Origin of the sequence: Nonomuraea sp. WAC 01424, from assembly GCF_003947315.1 — a bacterium.
Taxonomy (GTDB): Bacteria; Actinomycetota; Actinomycetes; order Streptosporangiales; family Streptosporangiaceae; genus Nonomuraea; species Nonomuraea spiralis.
On the sequence record NZ_QHHZ01000003.1, the window covers coordinates 222,619 to 238,685 of the forward strand.

Sequence of the window (16,067 nt, forward strand, 5' to 3'; positions counted from 1 at the left end):
CGCGGCCGAGCTTATGAGGGGCGAGTGCGTGAGGGCGATGGTTGTTATCAAATAGTCTCGTTGACCGGAACTGAAGCTCTGCACAAAGCTTAATAATCGAAATTCATCCCTTTACGGAGCATTACGGGAGGGTGTATTGGTCCACCATTCAGGGGCGGGCGGCCGATGCCGGCGATGCGGCAGCGACCCCGGCACCCTCCCCCAATGCCCCCGCTGCGGCGCCCCCACCAGCACCGCTCCCCCACCCTCCGTTCCCCCACCCCCCAAGGGCGCAGACCCCGCGGGCGCCGATCCCACGGGGCCCGGCCTCTCGGGCGCAGGTCCCTCGGGCGCAGCGCGCGCGGGTGACGAGGGAGCGTCCTTGGGCGGGCGGACGGGTGATGGACGGATGGAAGATGTGCGGGAGTTTGGGGGTGTGCCGTCGCGGGCGGGTGTGGGGAGTGATGGGCTGCCGCCTCCGCCTGAGCGGTTGCGAGGGCCGGCGTGGCGGCGTCCGGTGGTGCTGGTCAGCGTGGCGGCGGCCTGTGCCACGACGGCCGTGGTGTGGTGGCTGGCCGGGAGCCGTCCGTCCGCCACCGCCGTGGCGGACGAGGGCGGGACGCCGGCGGCCGTACAGTCGCAGGCGTCGGACCCGGCGGCGACCGGGGACCCGGCGCCCACGGGGGACGCCGTTCCCAGCGAGGACGCGACACCGACCGGGGACGCGATCCCGACCGGCGAGGCGACCCCCACCGGGGAGCCGACGGCGGGCGGGGACGCGGTGGCGGCCCAGCAGGCCGGGCAGGTGGAAAGCCTGCTGTCCAGCAGCAGCTCCACCCGTTCCAACCTCTCGACGGCGATCGCCGACGCCACCAGGTGCCGCCGGAACGCCGTGGACACGATCGAGGACATCACCGCGAGCCGCCGCGACCAGCTCACCGCCGCCCGGACCCTGGAACTGGCGGCCCTCCCCGACGGCGCGGCGCTGAAGCAGACGCTCATCGCCGCGCTCGACGCCTCCTACGACGCCGACACCGCGTTCCTGTCCTGGGCCCGCCGCCATCTCGCGGGCGGGTGTACGGGCCCGGTCTCCGGCGACCGGGATTATCGGCGCGGACTCAGCAGATCGGAGGCCGCGCAGACGGCGAAAGCACAATTCGCGCAGTCCTGGCAGCCGATAGCGGAGGCCTACGACCTGACAATTTGGAAAGCTCACCAGATTTAGCCATATTCACCCATAATTCAGTCACAAGCCGTCTATTTTCGGCGTCCGATCGTTGACTCGTTCCACTCGTTCCATCAGCCACATGCGAAGGAGTACTGCGATGTTCCTGCCACGCCCCCTGATCCGGCTGGCCGTGGGAGCGGCGGCCGGATACCTGCTCGCCGTACGCCCCTGGCACCTGCGCTGGGGCGCGACCGACAGCGAGGTGCACGAGGACCTGCCGGGTGACGACATCGTCCCGCTCCCCCAGCTCCAGGCCACCCGCGCCGTCACCGTGAACGCGCCGCCCGCCGCCGTCTGGCCCTGGGTGGTGTGGCTCACCGGCCATCCGCGTCCCGGCGCGCGCCCCGGGACCGCCGGTCCCACGCCCCCCGACCCCGCGCAACCCCCGCGCGACCTCAAGGCCGGTGACGTCATGGACGGCGGCGGGTACGTCGTCGAACGGGTCGAGGCCCCGTACAGCCTGGTGCTGGCCGACCGCGGCGCCGACGCCACCACGAGTTGTTCCGTCGTGCTCCGCGACACCGGCGGCGGCACCCGGCTGATCCTCCGGACGCGCACGCGCGGCGAGCCCACCGTACGCGGCGCCGCCCACGTCGCGATGATGGACGTGGGCGACTTCGTCGCGATGCGCAGGCAGCTCCTCACCATCAAGGCCAGGGCCGAGTCCGCGGGCTGACCCCGGTTCAGCCCATCCGCCGCTGCCTTAAGGTTCAAGCTGTGGATCAACGCGGAGCGAGCGCGACGACCGAACGAGCCCCGGCCGACGAGCGGCGGGCACCCCGGCGGCCCAGGCGCTGGTTCGCCTGGACCGTGGTCGCGCTGCTGGCCGTGTGGGCGGCGCTGCGGGTGGGCGGTCTGGAGACCGGGTCCTTCCTCACCCAGCTCATGACGGTGACGCCGATCGGCGCGGGGCTGGCCGCGCTGACCGCGCTGTTGTCGATGCTCAAGCGCAACCGTCCGGCGGCGCTCTGCGCGGCGCTCGTGGGCGTGGTGCTGGTCTCGTGCCTGATCCCGCGCACGTCCGGGGTGGCGGGGGAGGTGGCCGACGGCGTCTCGCTGCGGGTGTTGTCGATCAACCTGTTCGGCCGGGCCGACGCCGAGACCGTGGTGCGCCTGGTGCGCGCGTACGACGTCCAGGTGTTCAGCGCGCTGGAGCTCACGCCTGACGCGGTCGCCCGGCTCGACGAGGCCGGGCTGCGCAAGCTGCTCCCCTACAGGGTGCTCCAGGACGCCGACGGCGCGATCGGCAGCGGCCTGTTCGCCAAATACCCGCTCAGGCCGCTGACCGGCCTGTTCACCCCGATCGGCCACAACATGCCGGCCGCCACACTGTCCGTGCCCGCCGGCGGCAAGGTCGAGATCGTGGCCGTCCACCCCAACCCGCCGCTCGGCCCGAAGGTGGACGAGTGGAACGCCTCGCTCAAGGCGCTGCCGTCCCCGTCGCCGTCGGTGGTCAGGATCCTGGCCGGCGACTTCAACGCCAGCCTCGACCACCGTGCCTTCCGCGACCTGCTGGCCCGCGGTTACGTGGACGCGGCCGACCAGGTGGGCAAGGGGCTCATACCGACCTGGCCCAACGGCCGGGCGATCCCGCCGGTCATCGCCATCGACCACGTCCTGGCCGACCGCCGGGTGGGTGTGGCCAGTACGGAGATCCTCGACGTGCCGGGCACCGACCACCGCGGCGTCTTCGCCGACCTGCGCCTGCCCGACCTCGGCTGAGCCGCCTGACCACCCGCCCTGCTGCCCGGCGCCCTGCCCGGCGGTCAGGCTCGCTGCTCTCCGTAGAGCTCTCTCAGCCTGGCCTTGAGCAGTTTGCCGACGCCGTTCTTCGGGAGTTCCGGGACGAGCTCCAGATATTTCGGGATCTTGAAGCGGGCCAGGCGGCCGTCCAGGTGCGCCAGCAGCTCGTCGGGCTCCGCGCTCATGCCCGCCCGCAGCACGACCAGCGCCTTGCCGGCCTCTCCCCACTTCTCGTCCGGTACGCCGATCACCGCGCACTCGGCCACTGCCGGATGCTCGTACAGCAGGCTCTCGACCTCGGCCGGGTAGACGTTCTCGCCGCCGGAGATGTACATGTCGCTGATCCGGCCGGAGATGCGGACGTACCCGTCCGCGTCGGTCACGCCGAGGTCGCCCGACCTGAACCAGCCGTCGGCCGACAGCGCCTTCGCCGTCTCCTCCGGGCGTCGCCAGTAGCCGGGCATCACGTTGGGGCCCTGCACGTACACCTCGCCGGACTCGCCGGGGACGGCGGGCGCGCCGAGGTCGGCGACCAGCCGCACGTCGGAGAAGAAGCACGGCACCCCGGCCGAGCCGAGCTTGCCGTCCGGGTGCCCCGCCCCGAGGAAGAGCGCGCCCGGCGAGGTCTCCGTCATGCCGTACCCCTGAAGGAAGGTCAGCCCCCGCTCCCGGTACGCCCTGATCAGCGCCTCGGGCACCGGCGCTCCCCCGCACAGCAGGTGCCGCAGGCTGGACAGGTCGGCCGTCGCCCAGCGCGGCGACCCCGCGAGGGCCGCGAACATCGACGGCACCCCGAACATCATCGTCACCCGCTCGGACTCGACCAGGTCGAACGTCCTGTCCACCCCGAAGGACGGCTCCAGCAACGCCCTGCCGCCCTTGAGCACGGTGGGCACGAGCGTCTGCGCCAGGGCCGCGATGTGGAACAGCGGCGCGCTGACCAGCGTCACCTCGTCGTGCGCGAGCGGCACGTCGACCAGCAGGTTGACCGCGTTCCAGATGAGGTTGGCGTGGGTGAGCATGGCGCCCTTGGGGCGTCCCGTGGTGCCCGAGGTGTACATGATCAGGCAGATGTCGTCCTGGCTCACCGGCTCGTCGAGGGGGCCGGCGGGCGCGCCGGCGATCAGCTCTTCGAAGGCGTCCTGGGTCAGGTGGCGGCCGGGCAGCCCGCCGCCGTCCTGGCCCTCGCCGAGCACGACTACCCGGGCGCCGGAGTCGTCCAGGACGAAACGCAGCTCGGGCGCGGCGAGCCGGGTGTTGAGCGGGACGAACACCGCTCCGAGCAGCCCCGCGGCGAAGAACGTCTCCACCAGGGACGGGTGATTGGCCCCGAGGTAGGCGATCCGGTCGCCGCGTCCCACATCCAGGTCGGCGAACGCGCGGGCCAGCCGCGTGACCCGGCCGTACAGATCGCCGTAGGTCCGGTCGATTCCCGGGTAGCCGACCGCCGGCCGGCCGGGCGTCATCCGCGCCCTGCGTGCCGGCCAAGACCCAAGCCCCTGATTCCGCATCGGCACTCCTTGACGGTCAGCACTCAAGCTAGGACACCAAGCGCTTGATGTCATCGAAATGCCGGACTTTCCCCGCCCTTCCTCCACGGGTGCATGATCCAGCACCATCAAGGGACATCTTCCGCAAGCCCGGCACCCGCCGACGGGATGCCTCCGAGAGGACCCAGGTGAACGTACGACGTCCGCGTGCCCTGCTCGTCATGGACCCCGCGAGCTTCGCCGAGCAGTTCCACGAGCCGCAACTACGACGGCTGAGCGAGCTGGCCGAGGTCGGCGACCCGGTCTCGATCGCGGACCTGGACACGCCCGAGGCACGCCGCGCGCTGCGCGCGGCCGAGGTGCTGGTGACCTCGTGGGGCTGCCCGCCCCTGACCGCCGAGCGCCTGGCGGACGCACCCCACCTGCGCGCGGTCTTCCACTGCGCCGGCTCGGTACGCGGGTTCGCCACCGACGAGGTCTGGCGGCGCGGCCTCCTCGTCACCAGCGCGGCCGGCGAGAACGCGATCCCGGTGGCCGAGTTCACCCTGGCCGCGATCATCCTGGCCGGGAAGAAGGCGCCGTTCCTCGCCCAGGACGCGCGCCGGCACCGCGAGAACTGGCCCTACCTGGCCCACCAGGGCGAGTTGTCCAACCGCGGCCGGACGGTCGGCGTCGTCGGCTTCTCCCGGGTGGGCCGCCCGGTCGCGGACCTGCTGCGCGTGCTGGAGCTGGGCGAGGTGCTGGTCGCCGATCCGTACGCGGACGAGGACGAGGTGCGCGCGGCCGGTGCCCGCCCGGTCGCGCTGCCCGAGCTGCTGGCCCGCTGCGATGTGCTCACCCTGCACGTACCGGCGCTGCCGGCCACCCGGCACCTGATCGGGGCCGCCGAGCTGGCCCTGCTGCGCGACGGCGCGACGGTGATCAACACCGCGCGCGGCTCAGTCCTGGACACCGCCGCGCTGGAGCGCGAGTGCGCCGCCGGCCGGATCGACGCCATCCTCGACGTCACCGACCCCGAACCGCTGCCGGCCGGGTCACCGCTGTACGACCTGCCCAACGTCATGCTCACCCCGCACGTCGCCGGCTCGCTCGGCTCGGAGACCCGGCGGCTGAGCGAAAGCGCCCTCGACGAGCTCGACCGTTACGTGTCGGGCCGCCCACCCCGAGCCGCCGTGACCGCGGACGACCTCACCGTGACCGCCTGACCCGGCCGCGCGCCGGCCGGCCGGGTGTGCTTCGTTCGGTCACGACTTGAACACTGCCGCCGAACGATCCCGGCGGCCGGGCTGGAATGTCGCCATGGGCCTCTTCCCGCGCACGCCCCGAGTCCCCGCCCAGCCGCGCGAACCTCGTCCGCCCCGGGTCCCCGCCCGGCCGCCCGAGCTGCGTCCGCCCCGCTCGATGTGGTGGTGGACCCTTCCCGCCGCGCTGCTGATCGGCGCCGCCGCATGGGCCACCACCGCCTGGCTGCTCCAGGATCTGAACACGGTTCCGGTGTCCGGCCGGGTCGCCGCCCGGATCGAGGCCGTCCGCACCGCCCTGGCCGCCGCGGCCGGCGTCGGCGCCCCGGCCCCGCTGCTGCTGGCCGTACGCCGGCAGCGCCACCAGGAGCTGGCCACCGCGCACACCACCCACGACGCCGACGAACGCCGGGTCACCGAGCTGTACACCAAGGCGGTCGAGCACCTCGGCAGCGACCAGGCCGCGATCCGCCTCGGCGGCATGTACGCCCTGGAACGCCTCGCCGAGCACACCCCCGCGCTCCAGGGAACCGTCGCGGAGGTGATCTGCGCGTATCTCCGCGGGCCCTGGACGCCGCCCGCACGCCGGAAGGCGTCGGCCGTACCGGCCGGGCCGGATCCACGCGAGGAACGGCAGGTGCGCCTCGCCGCCCAGCGCATCCTGGCCAGGCATCTGCACCACTCCCCTCAGCCGGTGCGTCGCTGGTGGCAGCCGCGCGACTCCGGCGACGCGGACCGGCTGCACTGGCCCGGCACCCGCCTCGATCTCACGGGCGCGACCCTCGTGGACTTCGAGTTCGTCGAGTGCCGCGTGGCCGACGCCGACTTCCGGGAGGCGACCTTCGCCGGTGAGGCCATGTTCGCGGCGACGACGTTCACCGGCCGCGCGAACTTCGCCGGCGCGACCTTCACCGGCGACGCCAGTTTCACCTGGGTGACCTTCGCCGATGGCCACCCGGGACTCGACGGCGCCGACTTCGACGGCGCGACCTTCGCCGACGACGCGAGTTTCCATCATGCGACCTTCACCCGCAGCCCCCGGTTCGAGAGGACGGCCTTCCTGCGGGACGCCGTGTTCGACGGGGCGGTCTTCGGCGGAGGAGCCAGGTTCGTCGGCACGACCATCGTCGGCGAGGTCTCCTTCGTCGCGGTGAAGGGACTGGAGACGACCGACCTGCCGGCCGGGCGGCAGCGGTGGCGGCGGATCGTCCGGCGGCGCGGCCGTGGCTGACCTGGGTGAGCGCCACGACGGGCGACGCCGCTTCAGACCGGCCACGAGCCCACCAGGGGCCTGCTCGCCGGGGCTCGTGAGGTGAGGGCGGTTGCCTGCCGGTCGGTGGCGGCGGTCAGCACAGGGCGGCGTCGAGGGCGGCGAACAGGTGCTTGTCGTTCTTCGGGGTGCCGGTGACGTAGACGGTGGCGGCCCGGCCGGCGCGGTCGCGGCCGCTGAGCACGCGCACCCCCGGCAGCCCGCCGTCGTGCATCCAGGCCGGTCCGCAGCTCAACGGGTAGGTGTACACGCCGAGCCCGTACCGGCTGCCCTGGGGGTCGGAGGCGGGGACGGCCCCGGTGAGCATGGTACGCAGCGTGCGCTCGGGGACGGCCTGCCAGAACCGGTTGAGGTCCTCCGGCGTGGAGACCAGGCCGCCGCCGGCGCCGAACGCGTAGCCGGGAAGCTGGGTCATGTCCGTCTCGCCGTCCTTGGGGGCGGCGGGGTTGAGGCCGTAGGTGTGGGCGTGCCTGCCGCGGATGCCGAGCTCGCCCTGCTTCGGCCAGTACGTGCCCGGCAGCCCCTTGAGCACTCCCTCCTCGGTCACCCGGCGGAAGTCCTTGCCGGTCACCTTCCCGATGATCATGCCAGCGACCAGGTAGTTGGTGTTGGAGTACGACCACCGGCCACCCGGCTCGCCCGTGACGGGACGGGTCAGCGCGAGCGCGAGGTGCTCGGCGGGGACGGCCGGCTTGGTCCAGTCGACCAGGTCGAAGTACTCGGGCAGGCCGCTGGTGTGCTGGAGCAACTGGCGGACGGTCACCCGGGCGCCGCGCAGCGAGCCGGGCAGGTAGTGCTCCACCTGCTCGTCCAGGCTCACCTTGCCATCGGCGACCAGCCGCATCACCGCCGCCGCGATCACCGGCTTGGTCACACTGGCGGCGCGGAAGCGGCCGTCGCCGCCGACCATCGGCCTGCCGGTGCCGCGCTCGGTGGTGCCGGAGGTCCAGGTGGTCGTACGGCCGTCGCGCTCGCGTACCGAGACCACCGCGCCGGCCAGGCCGTCCTGCTTGGTCAACCGGTCGATCTCACGCTGCACGCCGCCGCCGGTCGCGGCCATGGCGGGTGAGGCCGCTCCCAGCAGAAGGGTCGCGGCGGCCGCGGCGGCAATGTACTTGTTCATCAGGACATCTCCTCAGTGGGTGGCGATGTCCCAATCTTTGGGTGTTCCGCTTTCAAGATCAGTCACGTGGGCCCGTTTGTTCCGGTAGGGCTGGCCCTACCGGGCCTGGTCAGGCCCGCGAGGGGACGTCCTGGGCCGCCGCGCCGCGTGGTTTCCAGCCGGAGGGCGGGTCCTCTCCGACGAGGCCGTCGACGGCCTCGCGGAGCAGGTCGGCGTGGCCGGTGTGGCGGCCGTACTCCTCGATGAGGTCGCACAGCAGGCGGCGCAGGCTGGCGTGGCGGCCGTCGGGCCAGGACAGGTGGACGAGCTGCTCGGGGCCGCCCTCGGCGAGCGCGGCGGCGACGCGGGCGCGCAGCCCGGCCGCGTCGAGGCCGTCGGCCTTCCAGCGGAAGGTCGTACGCAGGCGGTCGAGCGCACCGAGCAGGTGGTCGGCCTCGCTGCCCGCGATGGGCGGCTCCCAAGGGGTGTCACTGTCGCTCACGCCGACCCCCTAGACCCCACCCCCGACAATCCCACCGCCACCCAACGCCACCCCCGGCCCCGGGCGACGGCCCCTGGCGGCCCCGCTTCCGGTCCCATTGGGGGTCAGCGGAAGGCGGCGGCGTTGCGGGTGGCCCAGGCGGTGAACGGGTGTGCCGGGCGGCCGAGGACACGTTCGACGTCGGGGCTGACGCGCCGCTCCTCGGGCGTGGGCTCGCCCAGGATGGCGAGGGTGCCCTCCACCACGGGCGGCGGCATGACCCGCGCCATCTGGGCGCGGGCGGCCTCGCGGGTCTGCTCGGCGAAGCGCACCGGCTCGCCCAGCGCGGCCCCGATCGCCGCCGCCCGTTCCCTCGGCGTGGTGGCCACGGGCCCGGTCAGCACGTACGTCGCCCCGTCGTGCCCGTCCTCCCGCAGGACCGCGGCCGCCACGGCGGCGACGTCGTCGGGGTCGACGAAGGGCAGGCCGACGTCGCCGAAGGGCGCCTCGGCGGTGCGGTGCGCCCGTACGGGCTCGGCCCAGGCGAAGGCGTTGGAGGCCATGCCGCCCGAACGCAGGACCGTCCACACCAGGCCCGACCCGCGTACGGCCTCCTCGAACCGGGCGGCGTGCGGGTAGGCCCCCGGCCGCGTGCCGACGCCCTGGCTGGACAGCAGGACGATCCGGCGGACGCCCGCCTCCCGCGCGGCCTCGACGACGCCCTGCGGGTCCTCCCCCGCCACCAGCAGGAACAGCGCGTCCGCGCCCGCGAGGGCCGGACGCAGGCCGGCCGGGTCGCCCAGGTCGGCGGCGACGGCCCGCACGCCCGCCGGGACGTCGGCCTCGGTGATGCGGCGGGCGACGGCGGTGACCGGCAGGCCCTCCGCGGCCAGCAGGCCCACCAGCGAGCGGCCGACGTTCCCCGTGGCACCGGTGATGACGATCATGTCAGTTCTCCTTGATTAGTTAGTTGCCTGACTGAGAAGACCGTAGCACAGAAAGTCAGTCAGGCAACTGACTACTTCCTGTGCCACTACGCCGATGCAGGTCGCCGCCGTCGCCCGCCTCGTCGGGCTCGACCCGCCCGAGCCCCCGTCAGAGGTGTGAATCCCCCATAGGCCGGGGACATCTGGGCAAATGGGGACGGCGCTCGCTGCCGCGAATCTGACCGGGCAAGGGTGGACCCAGCTGGGCGAACTGGGTCTGGCCCTGCTGCTGTCGGCCGCCATCGGCCTCGAACGCGAGATCCGCCAGAAGAGCGCGGGCCTGCGTACGCACACGCTGGTCGGCTTCGCCGCCGCCCTGATCATGCTGGTGTCCAAGTACGGCTTCGCCGACGTCCTGGGCGAGCACGTCACCCTCGACCCCTCCCGGGTCGCCGCGCAGATCGTGTCGGGCATCGGGTTCATCGGCGGCGGCCTGATCTTCGTCCGCCGGGACGCGGTACGCGGCCTGACCACCGCCGCCGTGGTCTGGCTGACCTGCGCGGTCGGCATGGCCGCCGGAGCCGGCCTGTGGCTGCTGGCCGTCGCCGTCACCGCGGGTCACTTCCTGGTCGTGTTCGCCTTCACCCCGCTCGCCGCCCGGCTGCCCCGTTCGAAGTACGCCCAGTCGCGCCTGCACCTGACCTACCTCGACCGCCACGGCGCGCTCCGGCGCGTGCTGGCCCTGTGCGGCGAGAAGGACTTCGTCATCGCCGAACTCAACCTGGAACGCGACAGCGAGCGCAGGGACCGACAGTCGGTCTCGATCTGGCTCGTCGTCCAGGGCTCGGGGCCGGTCGAGGAGCTGGTCACCGAGCTGCTGGACATCGACGGCGTGCTCGGCGTCTCCAGCGACGAACTCGACGTCACCACGCCCTGACCGGCGCGGGAGCCGCACAACCGTTCAAGACCGGGGCCCGTCCCGTCGGCTACAACGGTGGCGGCGGAACGCGGGAACCGGAGGTCGGGCGCATGGCCGTGGCGGGTTTCATCGGACTCGGGATCATGGGACGTCCCATGGCGCTCAACCTGGTGCGGGCGGGCACGGAGGTGGTGGTCTGGAACCGTACGGCGGCCGGGTGCGAGCCGCTGCGGGCGGCCGGCGCGCGGGTCGCGGCGAGCCCGGCCGAGGTGTTCGCACGGGCCCGCGTCGTGCTGCTCATGCTGGCCGACGAGGCCGCCGTGGACGCCGTGCTCGGGCGCGGCACGCCGCGGTTCGCGTCCATGGTCGCGGGGCGCGTCGTGGTGCACATGGGCACGACGTCCCCGGCGTACTCGGCGGACCTGGGCGCCGCCGTACGGGCCGCGGGCGGCGACTACGCCGAGGCTCCCGTGTCGGGCTCGCGCGGCCCGGCCGAGGCCGGGCGGCTGGTGGCGATGCTCGCCGGCGAGCCCGCCACGATCGAGCTGGTACGCCCCCTGCTCGCCCCCATGTGCGCCGAGACGATCACCTGCGGCCCGGTCCCCGGCGGCCTGCTGATGAAGCTGGCCGTGAACATCTTCCTGATCACCATGGTCAGCGGCCTGGCCGAGGCCGCGCACTTCGCCGCCCGGCACGGCCTGGACCTGGAGACGTTCGCCCGGGTGCTCGCGTCGGGGCCGATGGCCAGCGAGGTGTCCCGGGGGAAGGCGCGCAAGCTGCTGGACGGCGACTTCACCGCCCAGGCCGCCATCGCCGACGTGCTGAAGAACAACCGGCTCATCGCCGGGGCGGCGCGGGCGTCGGGCGTGGCCTCGCCGCTGCTCGACGTCTGCCACGCCCTGTTCGCCGAGACCCTGGCGCTCGGGCACGGCACGCTCGACATGGTGGCCGTGGTCCGCGCGATCGAGGCCAGGACCGAGGGCCGTCAGGTCAGCGCGGCCGTCCACTCGCCGGGCGTGAGCCCGTAGGCGCGCTTGAACATGCGGGTCAGGTGGCTCTGGTCGGCGAACCCGGCGCGCAGGGCGGCCTCCCGCAGCGGCACACCGCCGCGCATCGCCCGCCGGGCCAGGTCGAGCTGCCGCATCGTCCTGAAGCGGGTGGGGCTGGTGCCGAAGGCGGCGCGGAACTGGCGGGCGATCGTCCACCGGTCCAGCCCCGAGACACGTTCGAACTCGGCCACCGGGTGCCGGGTCACCGGGTCGGCGGCGATGAGCTCGCGCACCCGTGCCAGCGCCTCGACCGCGAGGGGGTCGCGCCGCCGCCGCGCCGGGACGTCGGCGTGGCGTTCCAGCGCCGCCGCGACCAGCAGCGCGACCTCCAGCCGGGCCAGATCCTCCAGGGGCTCGTCCAGGTGCCGCAGCCACGCCAGGAGCGACGGCGACATCCCCTCCGGCCGGACGACGGGGTCGGCGACGAACGGCAGCGGCCGCCCGCCCAGCGCCTCCTGCACCAGGTACGGGTCGACGTAGAAGATCCGGTAGCCGAAGCCCGCGTCGGTGCCGGCGGCGCCGTCGTGCACCTCGTCGGGGTGCAGGACGTGCCACTCGCCCGGCAGGCATCGCCGTACCTCGCCCCGGTAGCGGAAGGTCTGCACGCCGGCGAGCGTGACGCCGATCGCGTACGTGTCGTGCCGGTGCGGCGCGAACGCCTCGCCGACGAGCGAGGCCGCCAGCCGCTCGATGCCCTCGGCGGCCACCCCGAAGCGCAGCCGGTGCCCCGGCCGGGCCGCCCCGCCACGGACAGGTCGTGTCTCCACCACCCCAGTGTCGGCCAGCGGACCGGGACCGGGCGGCGGATCACAACTCGGCGAGGCGGCGGGTGAGGAAGCGGCGCTCGGCCTCGGTGGTGGTGAGTTCGAGCGCCCTGCGATAGGCCACGCGGGCGCCTTCGGTGTCGTGCAGGCGGCGCAGCAGGTCGGCCCGGGTGGAGTGGTAGTAGCGGTAGTCCTCCAGGGGGAGCCCGTCGAGGACGGCCAGAGCCGTGCCGGGGCCCTCGACCTCGGCGACCGCCACGGCCCGGTTCAGCTCGACGACCGCCGAGCCGGTCAGCTCGCGCAGCCTGCCGTAGAGCGCGGCGACGGCCGGCCAGTCGATGGGCCGCTCGGTCTGGAGGTCGGCGACGGCCGCCTGCACGGCGTACGGACCGGCGGCGCCGAGCGCGACGGCGCGGCCGAGCAGCGCGCGCCCCTCCCGGATCTGGGCGGCGACCCAGAGCGCGCGGTCCTGCTCCCCCAGCAGGACGATCTCACCGTCGCGGACGCGGGCCGCGCGCCGCGAGTCGTGCAGCAACATCAGTGCCAGCAGCGCCGCCACCTCGGGCTCGCCGGGCATCAGGCCGAGCAGTACGCGGCCCAGCCGGATCGCCTCGGCGGCCAGGCCCGCCTCGTTGTCGCCGTAGCCCTGGTTGAAGACGAGGTAGAGCACCGCCAGCACCGCCGCCAGACGCCCCGGCAGCAGGTCGGAGCGGGGGATCGTGAACGGGATCCCGGCCGCCCGGATCTTGTGCCGGGCCCGGGACAGCCGGCGTTTCATCGTCTCCTCGCTCACCAGGAACGCCCGCGCGATCTGCGGTGTCGAGAGCCCGCCGAGCGCCCGCAGGGTGAGCGCGACCTGGGCCTCGGGGGCCAACGCGGGATGGCAGCAGAGGAAGAAGAGTTCGAGTCGTTCGTCGGGGATGTCCGAACGGTCCATGTCCGCCTCCGCACTCGGGCCGGCGATCGGGTGGTCCAGGAGCCGGAGCTTCTCGGCGTGCCTGCGGTCGCGTCGCAGCCGGTCGACGGCCCGGTTGCGCCCGGTCACCACCAGCCAGGCCACCGGGTCGGCCGGTACGCCGTCGCGCGGCCACCGCTCGGCCGCGACGGCGAACGCCTCCTGCGCGGCCTCCTCGGCGACGTCCAGGTCGCCGGTCCAGCTCACCAGGGCGGCCAGCACCCGTGCCCAATGCTCTTGGAAGACCTGCCCGATCACCGGCTACCGCACCTCCACCGGGCGCACCTCCACCGACCCGCCCATCCGCACGGCCGGGATCGCCGCCGCCAGTTCGAGTGCCTCGTCGAGGTCGGCCGCCTCGACGATGTAGAACCCGCCCAGGATCTCCTTGGTGTCGGCGAACGGCCCGTCGGTCACCAGCAGGCCGCCGCCGTCCATGCGGACGGTGGTCGCGGTGGCGGCCGGTTGCAGCCGTTCGCCGGCGATCACGCGTTCGTCGGCCATGAGCGCGGCGTACCGGGCGCTGACGCCGGCGCGTTCGTCGTCGTCGAGGCCGTCGTAGGCGCCGGGGCGCTCGTTGATGAGCAGGGCGTATCTCATGGGATCCTCCTCGGGGTCGTCACGCCGTAGTATCGCGGCCGTAGACCAGGCGGACGGCCTGGCCCACCCGTTCGGCCGAGACGAGGGTCAGCCGCTCGGGCCGGTCGAACAGGCGCCTGCCCTGCCCGAGCACGACCGGGAACACCATCAGCCGGTACTCGTCGATCAGGTCGTGCGCCGCGAGGGCGTCCACGACGCCGGCGCTGCCGGTGACCACGACGTCCTGACCGCGCTTGCGCTCGGCCACCTCCTCGGCCAGGTCGCCGCGGAGCAGGGTGGAGTTGGCCCACGCGCCGGCGTCCGTGAGCGAGCGGGAGGCGACGAGCTTGGGGATGGCGTTCATCCGCTGCGAGAACTCGTCGGTCCTGGACGGCCAGATGCGCGAGAAGAGCTGCCAGGTGCGGCGGCCCAGCAGCATGAGGCCGGTGTCCAGCACGGGACCGAGCACGAACTTGTCGCCGGCCACGGCCTCCGGTCCGTGCCGGAAGGCCCATCCGCCCTGCGGCGTCCCGCCGGAGCCGTCCGGGTCCTCGATGACGCCGTCGAGCGAGACGAACTGCATGACGATCAGCTTGCCCATGATCCTTCGTACCTCCTGGGAGCGGGTTTCCGGATCGAGGACGACCGGGGACGCCGCCCGGGGACAGCCGATCGATGTGATCCGCGTCATATCTCCGGTACGGAAAGCGCCCGCGCGTCGTTGCCGGCGATCGGGTTGCGTACGCTGCCGAGGCGTTCGGCCTCGACCTCGACGACGTCGCCCGGCTTCAGCAACCACGGCGGCGTACGGGCGTAGCCGACCCCTGCGGGCGTGCCGGTGGCCAGCAGGTCGCCGGGCCGCAATGTGAACGTGCGCGAGACGAGGGCCAGCACGTCGCCGACGGTGTAGACCATGTCGTCGGTGCGCGCGTCCTGGACGACCTCGCCGTTCACCCGGGTCCGCAGCCGCAGCCCGTCACGCAGGTCGCCCACCTCCGACGCGGGCACCAGCGGGCTGAGCGGGCCGGAGCTGTCGCCGTTCTTGCCGAGGATCCACTGGCTGGTGAGCTTCTGCGCCCGGCGCGCGGTGAGGTCGTTGAAGACCGAGTAGCCGGCCACGGCGGCCAGGGCCTCCTCGGGCTCGGCGTCCACCAGCGGCGCGCCGACGTACGCGACCACCTCGCCCTCCCAGTCCAGGCCGTCCTCGCCCGCGGGGACGGGCACCGGGACACCGCCCACGGTCAGCGACCGCGTCCAGCGGGCGAACAACGTCGGGTGCGGCGGCACGCCCTCCCCGGCGAACGAGCCCTCGGCGACGTGCCGGAGGTAGTTCAGCCCGACGCAGATCACCCGGGCCTCCGGCAACACCGGCGGCACGAAGGTGACCGACGCGGCCGGGACGCTCTCACCGGCCGGTTCCCTGTCCAGGAAGCCCGCCGCGTCGGCCCAGAAGCGCTCAAGCGTGGCCAGCACGGTGACCTCGGCGCCGTCGGCCGACAGCGCGGCCACCTCGACGCCGCCGGACTCCCGGCGGATGCCGACGATCCTCATCGTCCATCTCCTCATGGCGGCCAAACCTTCTAAAGGTTCGCAGGTTTTGTGGTTGGATTCGGACTATGCCGCATCTCTCCGCGTCCGGACAACCGCCGGCCGATGTCGGGCGGGGCGCGCGTACCCGGGCCGAGCTGCTGGCCGTCGCGCTCGACGAGCGGATCAGGTCACAGGGCCTGGCGCCCGGCGAGCCGGTCGGCACGCTGGAGTCGCTGCGCGCCGAGACCGGCCTCGGCTACGCCACGGTCAGCGAGGCCGTACGGCTGCTGCGCGACCGGGGTGTGCTGGAGATCCGGCCGGGGCGCGGCGGCGGGCTGTTCGTCGCCGACCGAGGGCCGGTGGTGCGGCTGCGGCACACGCTGCTGAGCGTCACGGAGGAGCCGGGCACGGTCGCCGACGCCATCGAGCTGCGCGACCACCTGGAGGAGCTGATCGACGTCGGCGCCGCCCGCCACCGCACCCGCCGGGACGTCGCCGACCTGCGCGCCCTGCTGCGGCGGCTGCGCGCCGCCGCCGGCTGGGACGCCTTCATGCGCGCCAACTGGGCCCTGCACGAGCGCATCGCCGCGATCAGCCCGAACGCCATGGCCCGCGCCGTCTACACCGGCACGCTGGGCCATCTGGGCGCGACGTCCGCCCGCCCCGACGGCGCGGCCGGGGCCGCGTACCGCGCCGGGCGCTACCAGGTCCACGCCGACCTGGTCGAGGCGATCGCCGCCGGCGACGAGAGCGCGGTCCGGGCCGCCGTCGCCCGGCACAACACCACGACCTGACCGAGCCGAAGGGGCGC

At 73.6% G+C, this 16,067-nt stretch carries 17 protein-coding genes; 8 read left to right on the plus strand and 9 right to left on the minus strand.

The features are described from left to right. Positions 1–496: 496 nt before the first annotated feature. The 3 genes from DMB42_RS10365 (at position 497) to DMB42_RS10375 (ending at position 2,929) form a co-directional block, all read left to right on the plus strand. On the plus strand, positions 497–1,204 hold the full coding sequence (locus DMB42_RS10365) for a hypothetical protein (protein ID WP_125633101.1): 708 nt from the start codon (positions 497–499) through the stop codon (positions 1,202–1,204). Between the two features lie 100 nt (positions 1,205–1,304). Then, entirely contained in the window at positions 1,305–1,883 is a 579-nt protein-coding gene (locus DMB42_RS10370) for a hypothetical protein (RefSeq protein WP_125633103.1), read from the plus strand. A gap of 41 nt (positions 1,884–1,924) precedes the next feature. Next, the gene (locus DMB42_RS10375) at positions 1,925–2,929 is read left to right on the plus strand and encodes an endonuclease/exonuclease/phosphatase family protein (protein WP_125633105.1); all 1,005 of its coding nucleotides are present in this window, start codon (positions 1,925–1,927) and stop codon (positions 2,927–2,929) included. Positions 2,930–2,973: 44 nt separating this feature from the next. Here the strand turns inward: DMB42_RS10375 and DMB42_RS10380 are convergent, their stop codons facing one another. Beyond that, positions 2,974–4,416, minus strand: coding sequence for a long-chain fatty acid--CoA ligase (locus DMB42_RS10380; RefSeq protein ID WP_260477604.1), 1,443 nt, complete (start codon positions 4,414–4,416; stop codon positions 2,974–2,976). A 212-nt stretch (positions 4,417–4,628) separates the two neighbouring features. Here DMB42_RS10380 and DMB42_RS10385 point away from each other — a divergent pair, with 212 nt between their 5' ends. Then, positions 4,629–5,645, plus strand: a complete 1,017-nt coding sequence (locus DMB42_RS10385; protein ID WP_260477605.1) for a hydroxyacid dehydrogenase — start codon at positions 4,629–4,631, stop codon at positions 5,643–5,645. A 94-nt stretch (positions 5,646–5,739) separates the two neighbouring features. After that, on the plus strand, positions 5,740–6,912 hold the full coding sequence (locus DMB42_RS10390; RefSeq protein ID WP_125633109.1) for a pentapeptide repeat-containing protein: 1,173 nt from the start codon (positions 5,740–5,742) through the stop codon (positions 6,910–6,912). A 115-nt stretch (positions 6,913–7,027) separates the two neighbouring features. Here DMB42_RS10390 and DMB42_RS10395 read toward each other — a convergent pair whose 3' ends face one another. From DMB42_RS10395 to DMB42_RS10405, 3 genes are all read right to left on the minus strand, one after another. Next, positions 7,028–8,074, minus strand: coding sequence for a serine hydrolase (locus tag DMB42_RS10395; RefSeq protein WP_221762085.1), 1,047 nt, complete (start codon positions 8,072–8,074; stop codon positions 7,028–7,030). 109 nt (positions 8,075–8,183) lie between these two features. Further along, on the minus strand, positions 8,184–8,555 hold the full coding sequence (locus tag DMB42_RS10400; protein ID WP_125633113.1) for a DUF664 domain-containing protein: 372 nt from the start codon (positions 8,553–8,555) through the stop codon (positions 8,184–8,186). A 104-nt stretch (positions 8,556–8,659) separates the two neighbouring features. Continuing rightward, the gene (locus tag DMB42_RS10405) at positions 8,660–9,481 is read right to left on the minus strand and encodes an NAD(P)H-binding protein (RefSeq protein ID WP_125633115.1); all 822 of its coding nucleotides are present in this window, start codon (positions 9,479–9,481) and stop codon (positions 8,660–8,662) included. A 190-nt stretch (positions 9,482–9,671) separates the two neighbouring features. On the opposite strand from DMB42_RS10405, the gene DMB42_RS10410 reads away from it, so the two are divergent. Then, the gene (locus DMB42_RS10410; RefSeq protein WP_125633117.1) at positions 9,672–10,397 is read left to right on the plus strand and encodes an MgtC/SapB family protein; all 726 of its coding nucleotides are present in this window, start codon (positions 9,672–9,674) and stop codon (positions 10,395–10,397) included. 92 nt (positions 10,398–10,489) lie between these two features. Further along, positions 10,490–11,407 carry an NAD(P)-dependent oxidoreductase gene (locus DMB42_RS10415; protein WP_125633119.1) on the plus strand — a complete coding sequence of 306 codons (918 nt, stop codon included), beginning with the start codon at positions 10,490–10,492 and terminating at the stop codon, positions 11,405–11,407. On the opposite strand, the gene DMB42_RS10420 is transcribed toward DMB42_RS10415, so the two are convergent. The 5 genes from DMB42_RS10420 to DMB42_RS10440 all read right to left on the minus strand — a co-directional run bounded on the left by DMB42_RS10420 (position 11,365) and on the right by DMB42_RS10440 (position 15,277). Further along, positions 11,365–12,195, minus strand: a complete 831-nt coding sequence (locus DMB42_RS10420; protein ID WP_125633121.1) for an AraC family transcriptional regulator — start codon at positions 12,193–12,195, stop codon at positions 11,365–11,367. The genes DMB42_RS10415 and DMB42_RS10420 overlap by 43 nt on opposite strands. 40 nt (positions 12,196–12,235) lie before the next feature. Then, entirely contained in the window at positions 12,236–13,405 is a 1,170-nt protein-coding gene (locus tag DMB42_RS10425; protein WP_125633123.1) for an RNA polymerase sigma factor, read from the minus strand. A 3-nt stretch (positions 13,406–13,408) separates the two neighbouring features. Continuing rightward, on the minus strand, positions 13,409–13,747 hold the full coding sequence (locus DMB42_RS10430; protein ID WP_125633125.1) for a YciI family protein: 339 nt from the start codon (positions 13,745–13,747) through the stop codon (positions 13,409–13,411). A 19-nt stretch (positions 13,748–13,766) separates the two neighbouring features. Continuing rightward, a complete protein-coding gene (locus DMB42_RS10435) occupies positions 13,767–14,327 on the minus strand; it encodes a dihydrofolate reductase family protein (protein WP_125633127.1) in 561 nt (186 codons plus the stop codon). Between the two features lie 86 nt (positions 14,328–14,413). Further along, on the minus strand, positions 14,414–15,277 hold the full coding sequence (locus DMB42_RS10440; RefSeq protein ID WP_125633129.1) for a fumarylacetoacetate hydrolase family protein: 864 nt from the start codon (positions 15,275–15,277) through the stop codon (positions 14,414–14,416). A 65-nt stretch (positions 15,278–15,342) separates the two neighbouring features. On the opposite strand from DMB42_RS10440, the gene DMB42_RS10445 reads away from it, so the two are divergent. Beyond that, complete coding sequence (locus tag DMB42_RS10445) at positions 15,343–16,050, plus strand: FadR/GntR family transcriptional regulator (RefSeq protein ID WP_125633131.1); 708 nt, start codon at positions 15,343–15,345, stop codon at positions 16,048–16,050. Positions 16,051–16,067: the final 17 nt, after the last annotated feature.

What these genes read in the sequence shown, in the direction of transcription:
- DMB42_RS10370 (WP_125633103.1), top strand. Translation starts at nt 1,305, where the DNA reads ATGTTCCTGCCACGCCCCCTGATCCGGCTGGCCGTGGGAGCGGCGGCC.
- DMB42_RS10380 (WP_260477604.1), bottom strand. Translation starts at nt 4,416, where the DNA reads ATGACGCCCGGCCGGCCGGCGGTCGGCTACCCGGGAATCGACCGGACC.
- DMB42_RS10390 (WP_125633109.1), top strand. Translation starts at nt 5,740, where the DNA reads ATGGGCCTCTTCCCGCGCACGCCCCGAGTCCCCGCCCAGCCGCGCGAA.
- DMB42_RS10395 (WP_221762085.1), bottom strand. Translation starts at nt 8,074, where the DNA reads ATGAACAAGTACATTGCCGCCGCGGCCGCCGCGACCCTTCTGCTGGGA.
- DMB42_RS10405 (WP_125633115.1), bottom strand. Translation starts at nt 9,481, where the DNA reads ATGATCGTCATCACCGGTGCCACGGGGAACGTCGGCCGCTCGCTGGTG.
- DMB42_RS10410 (WP_125633117.1), top strand. Translation starts at nt 9,672, where the DNA reads ATGGGGACGGCGCTCGCTGCCGCGAATCTGACCGGGCAAGGGTGGACC.
- DMB42_RS10415 (WP_125633119.1), top strand. Translation starts at nt 10,490, where the DNA reads ATGGCCGTGGCGGGTTTCATCGGACTCGGGATCATGGGACGTCCCATG.
- DMB42_RS10430 (WP_125633125.1), bottom strand. Translation starts at nt 13,747, where the DNA reads ATGAGATACGCCCTGCTCATCAACGAGCGCCCCGGCGCCTACGACGGC.
- DMB42_RS10435 (WP_125633127.1), bottom strand. Translation starts at nt 14,327, where the DNA reads ATGGGCAAGCTGATCGTCATGCAGTTCGTCTCGCTCGACGGCGTCATC.
- DMB42_RS10440 (WP_125633129.1), bottom strand. Translation starts at nt 15,277, where the DNA reads ATGAGGATCGTCGGCATCCGCCGGGAGTCCGGCGGCGTCGAGGTGGCC.
- DMB42_RS10445 (WP_125633131.1), top strand. Translation starts at nt 15,343, where the DNA reads ATGCCGCATCTCTCCGCGTCCGGACAACCGCCGGCCGATGTCGGGCGG.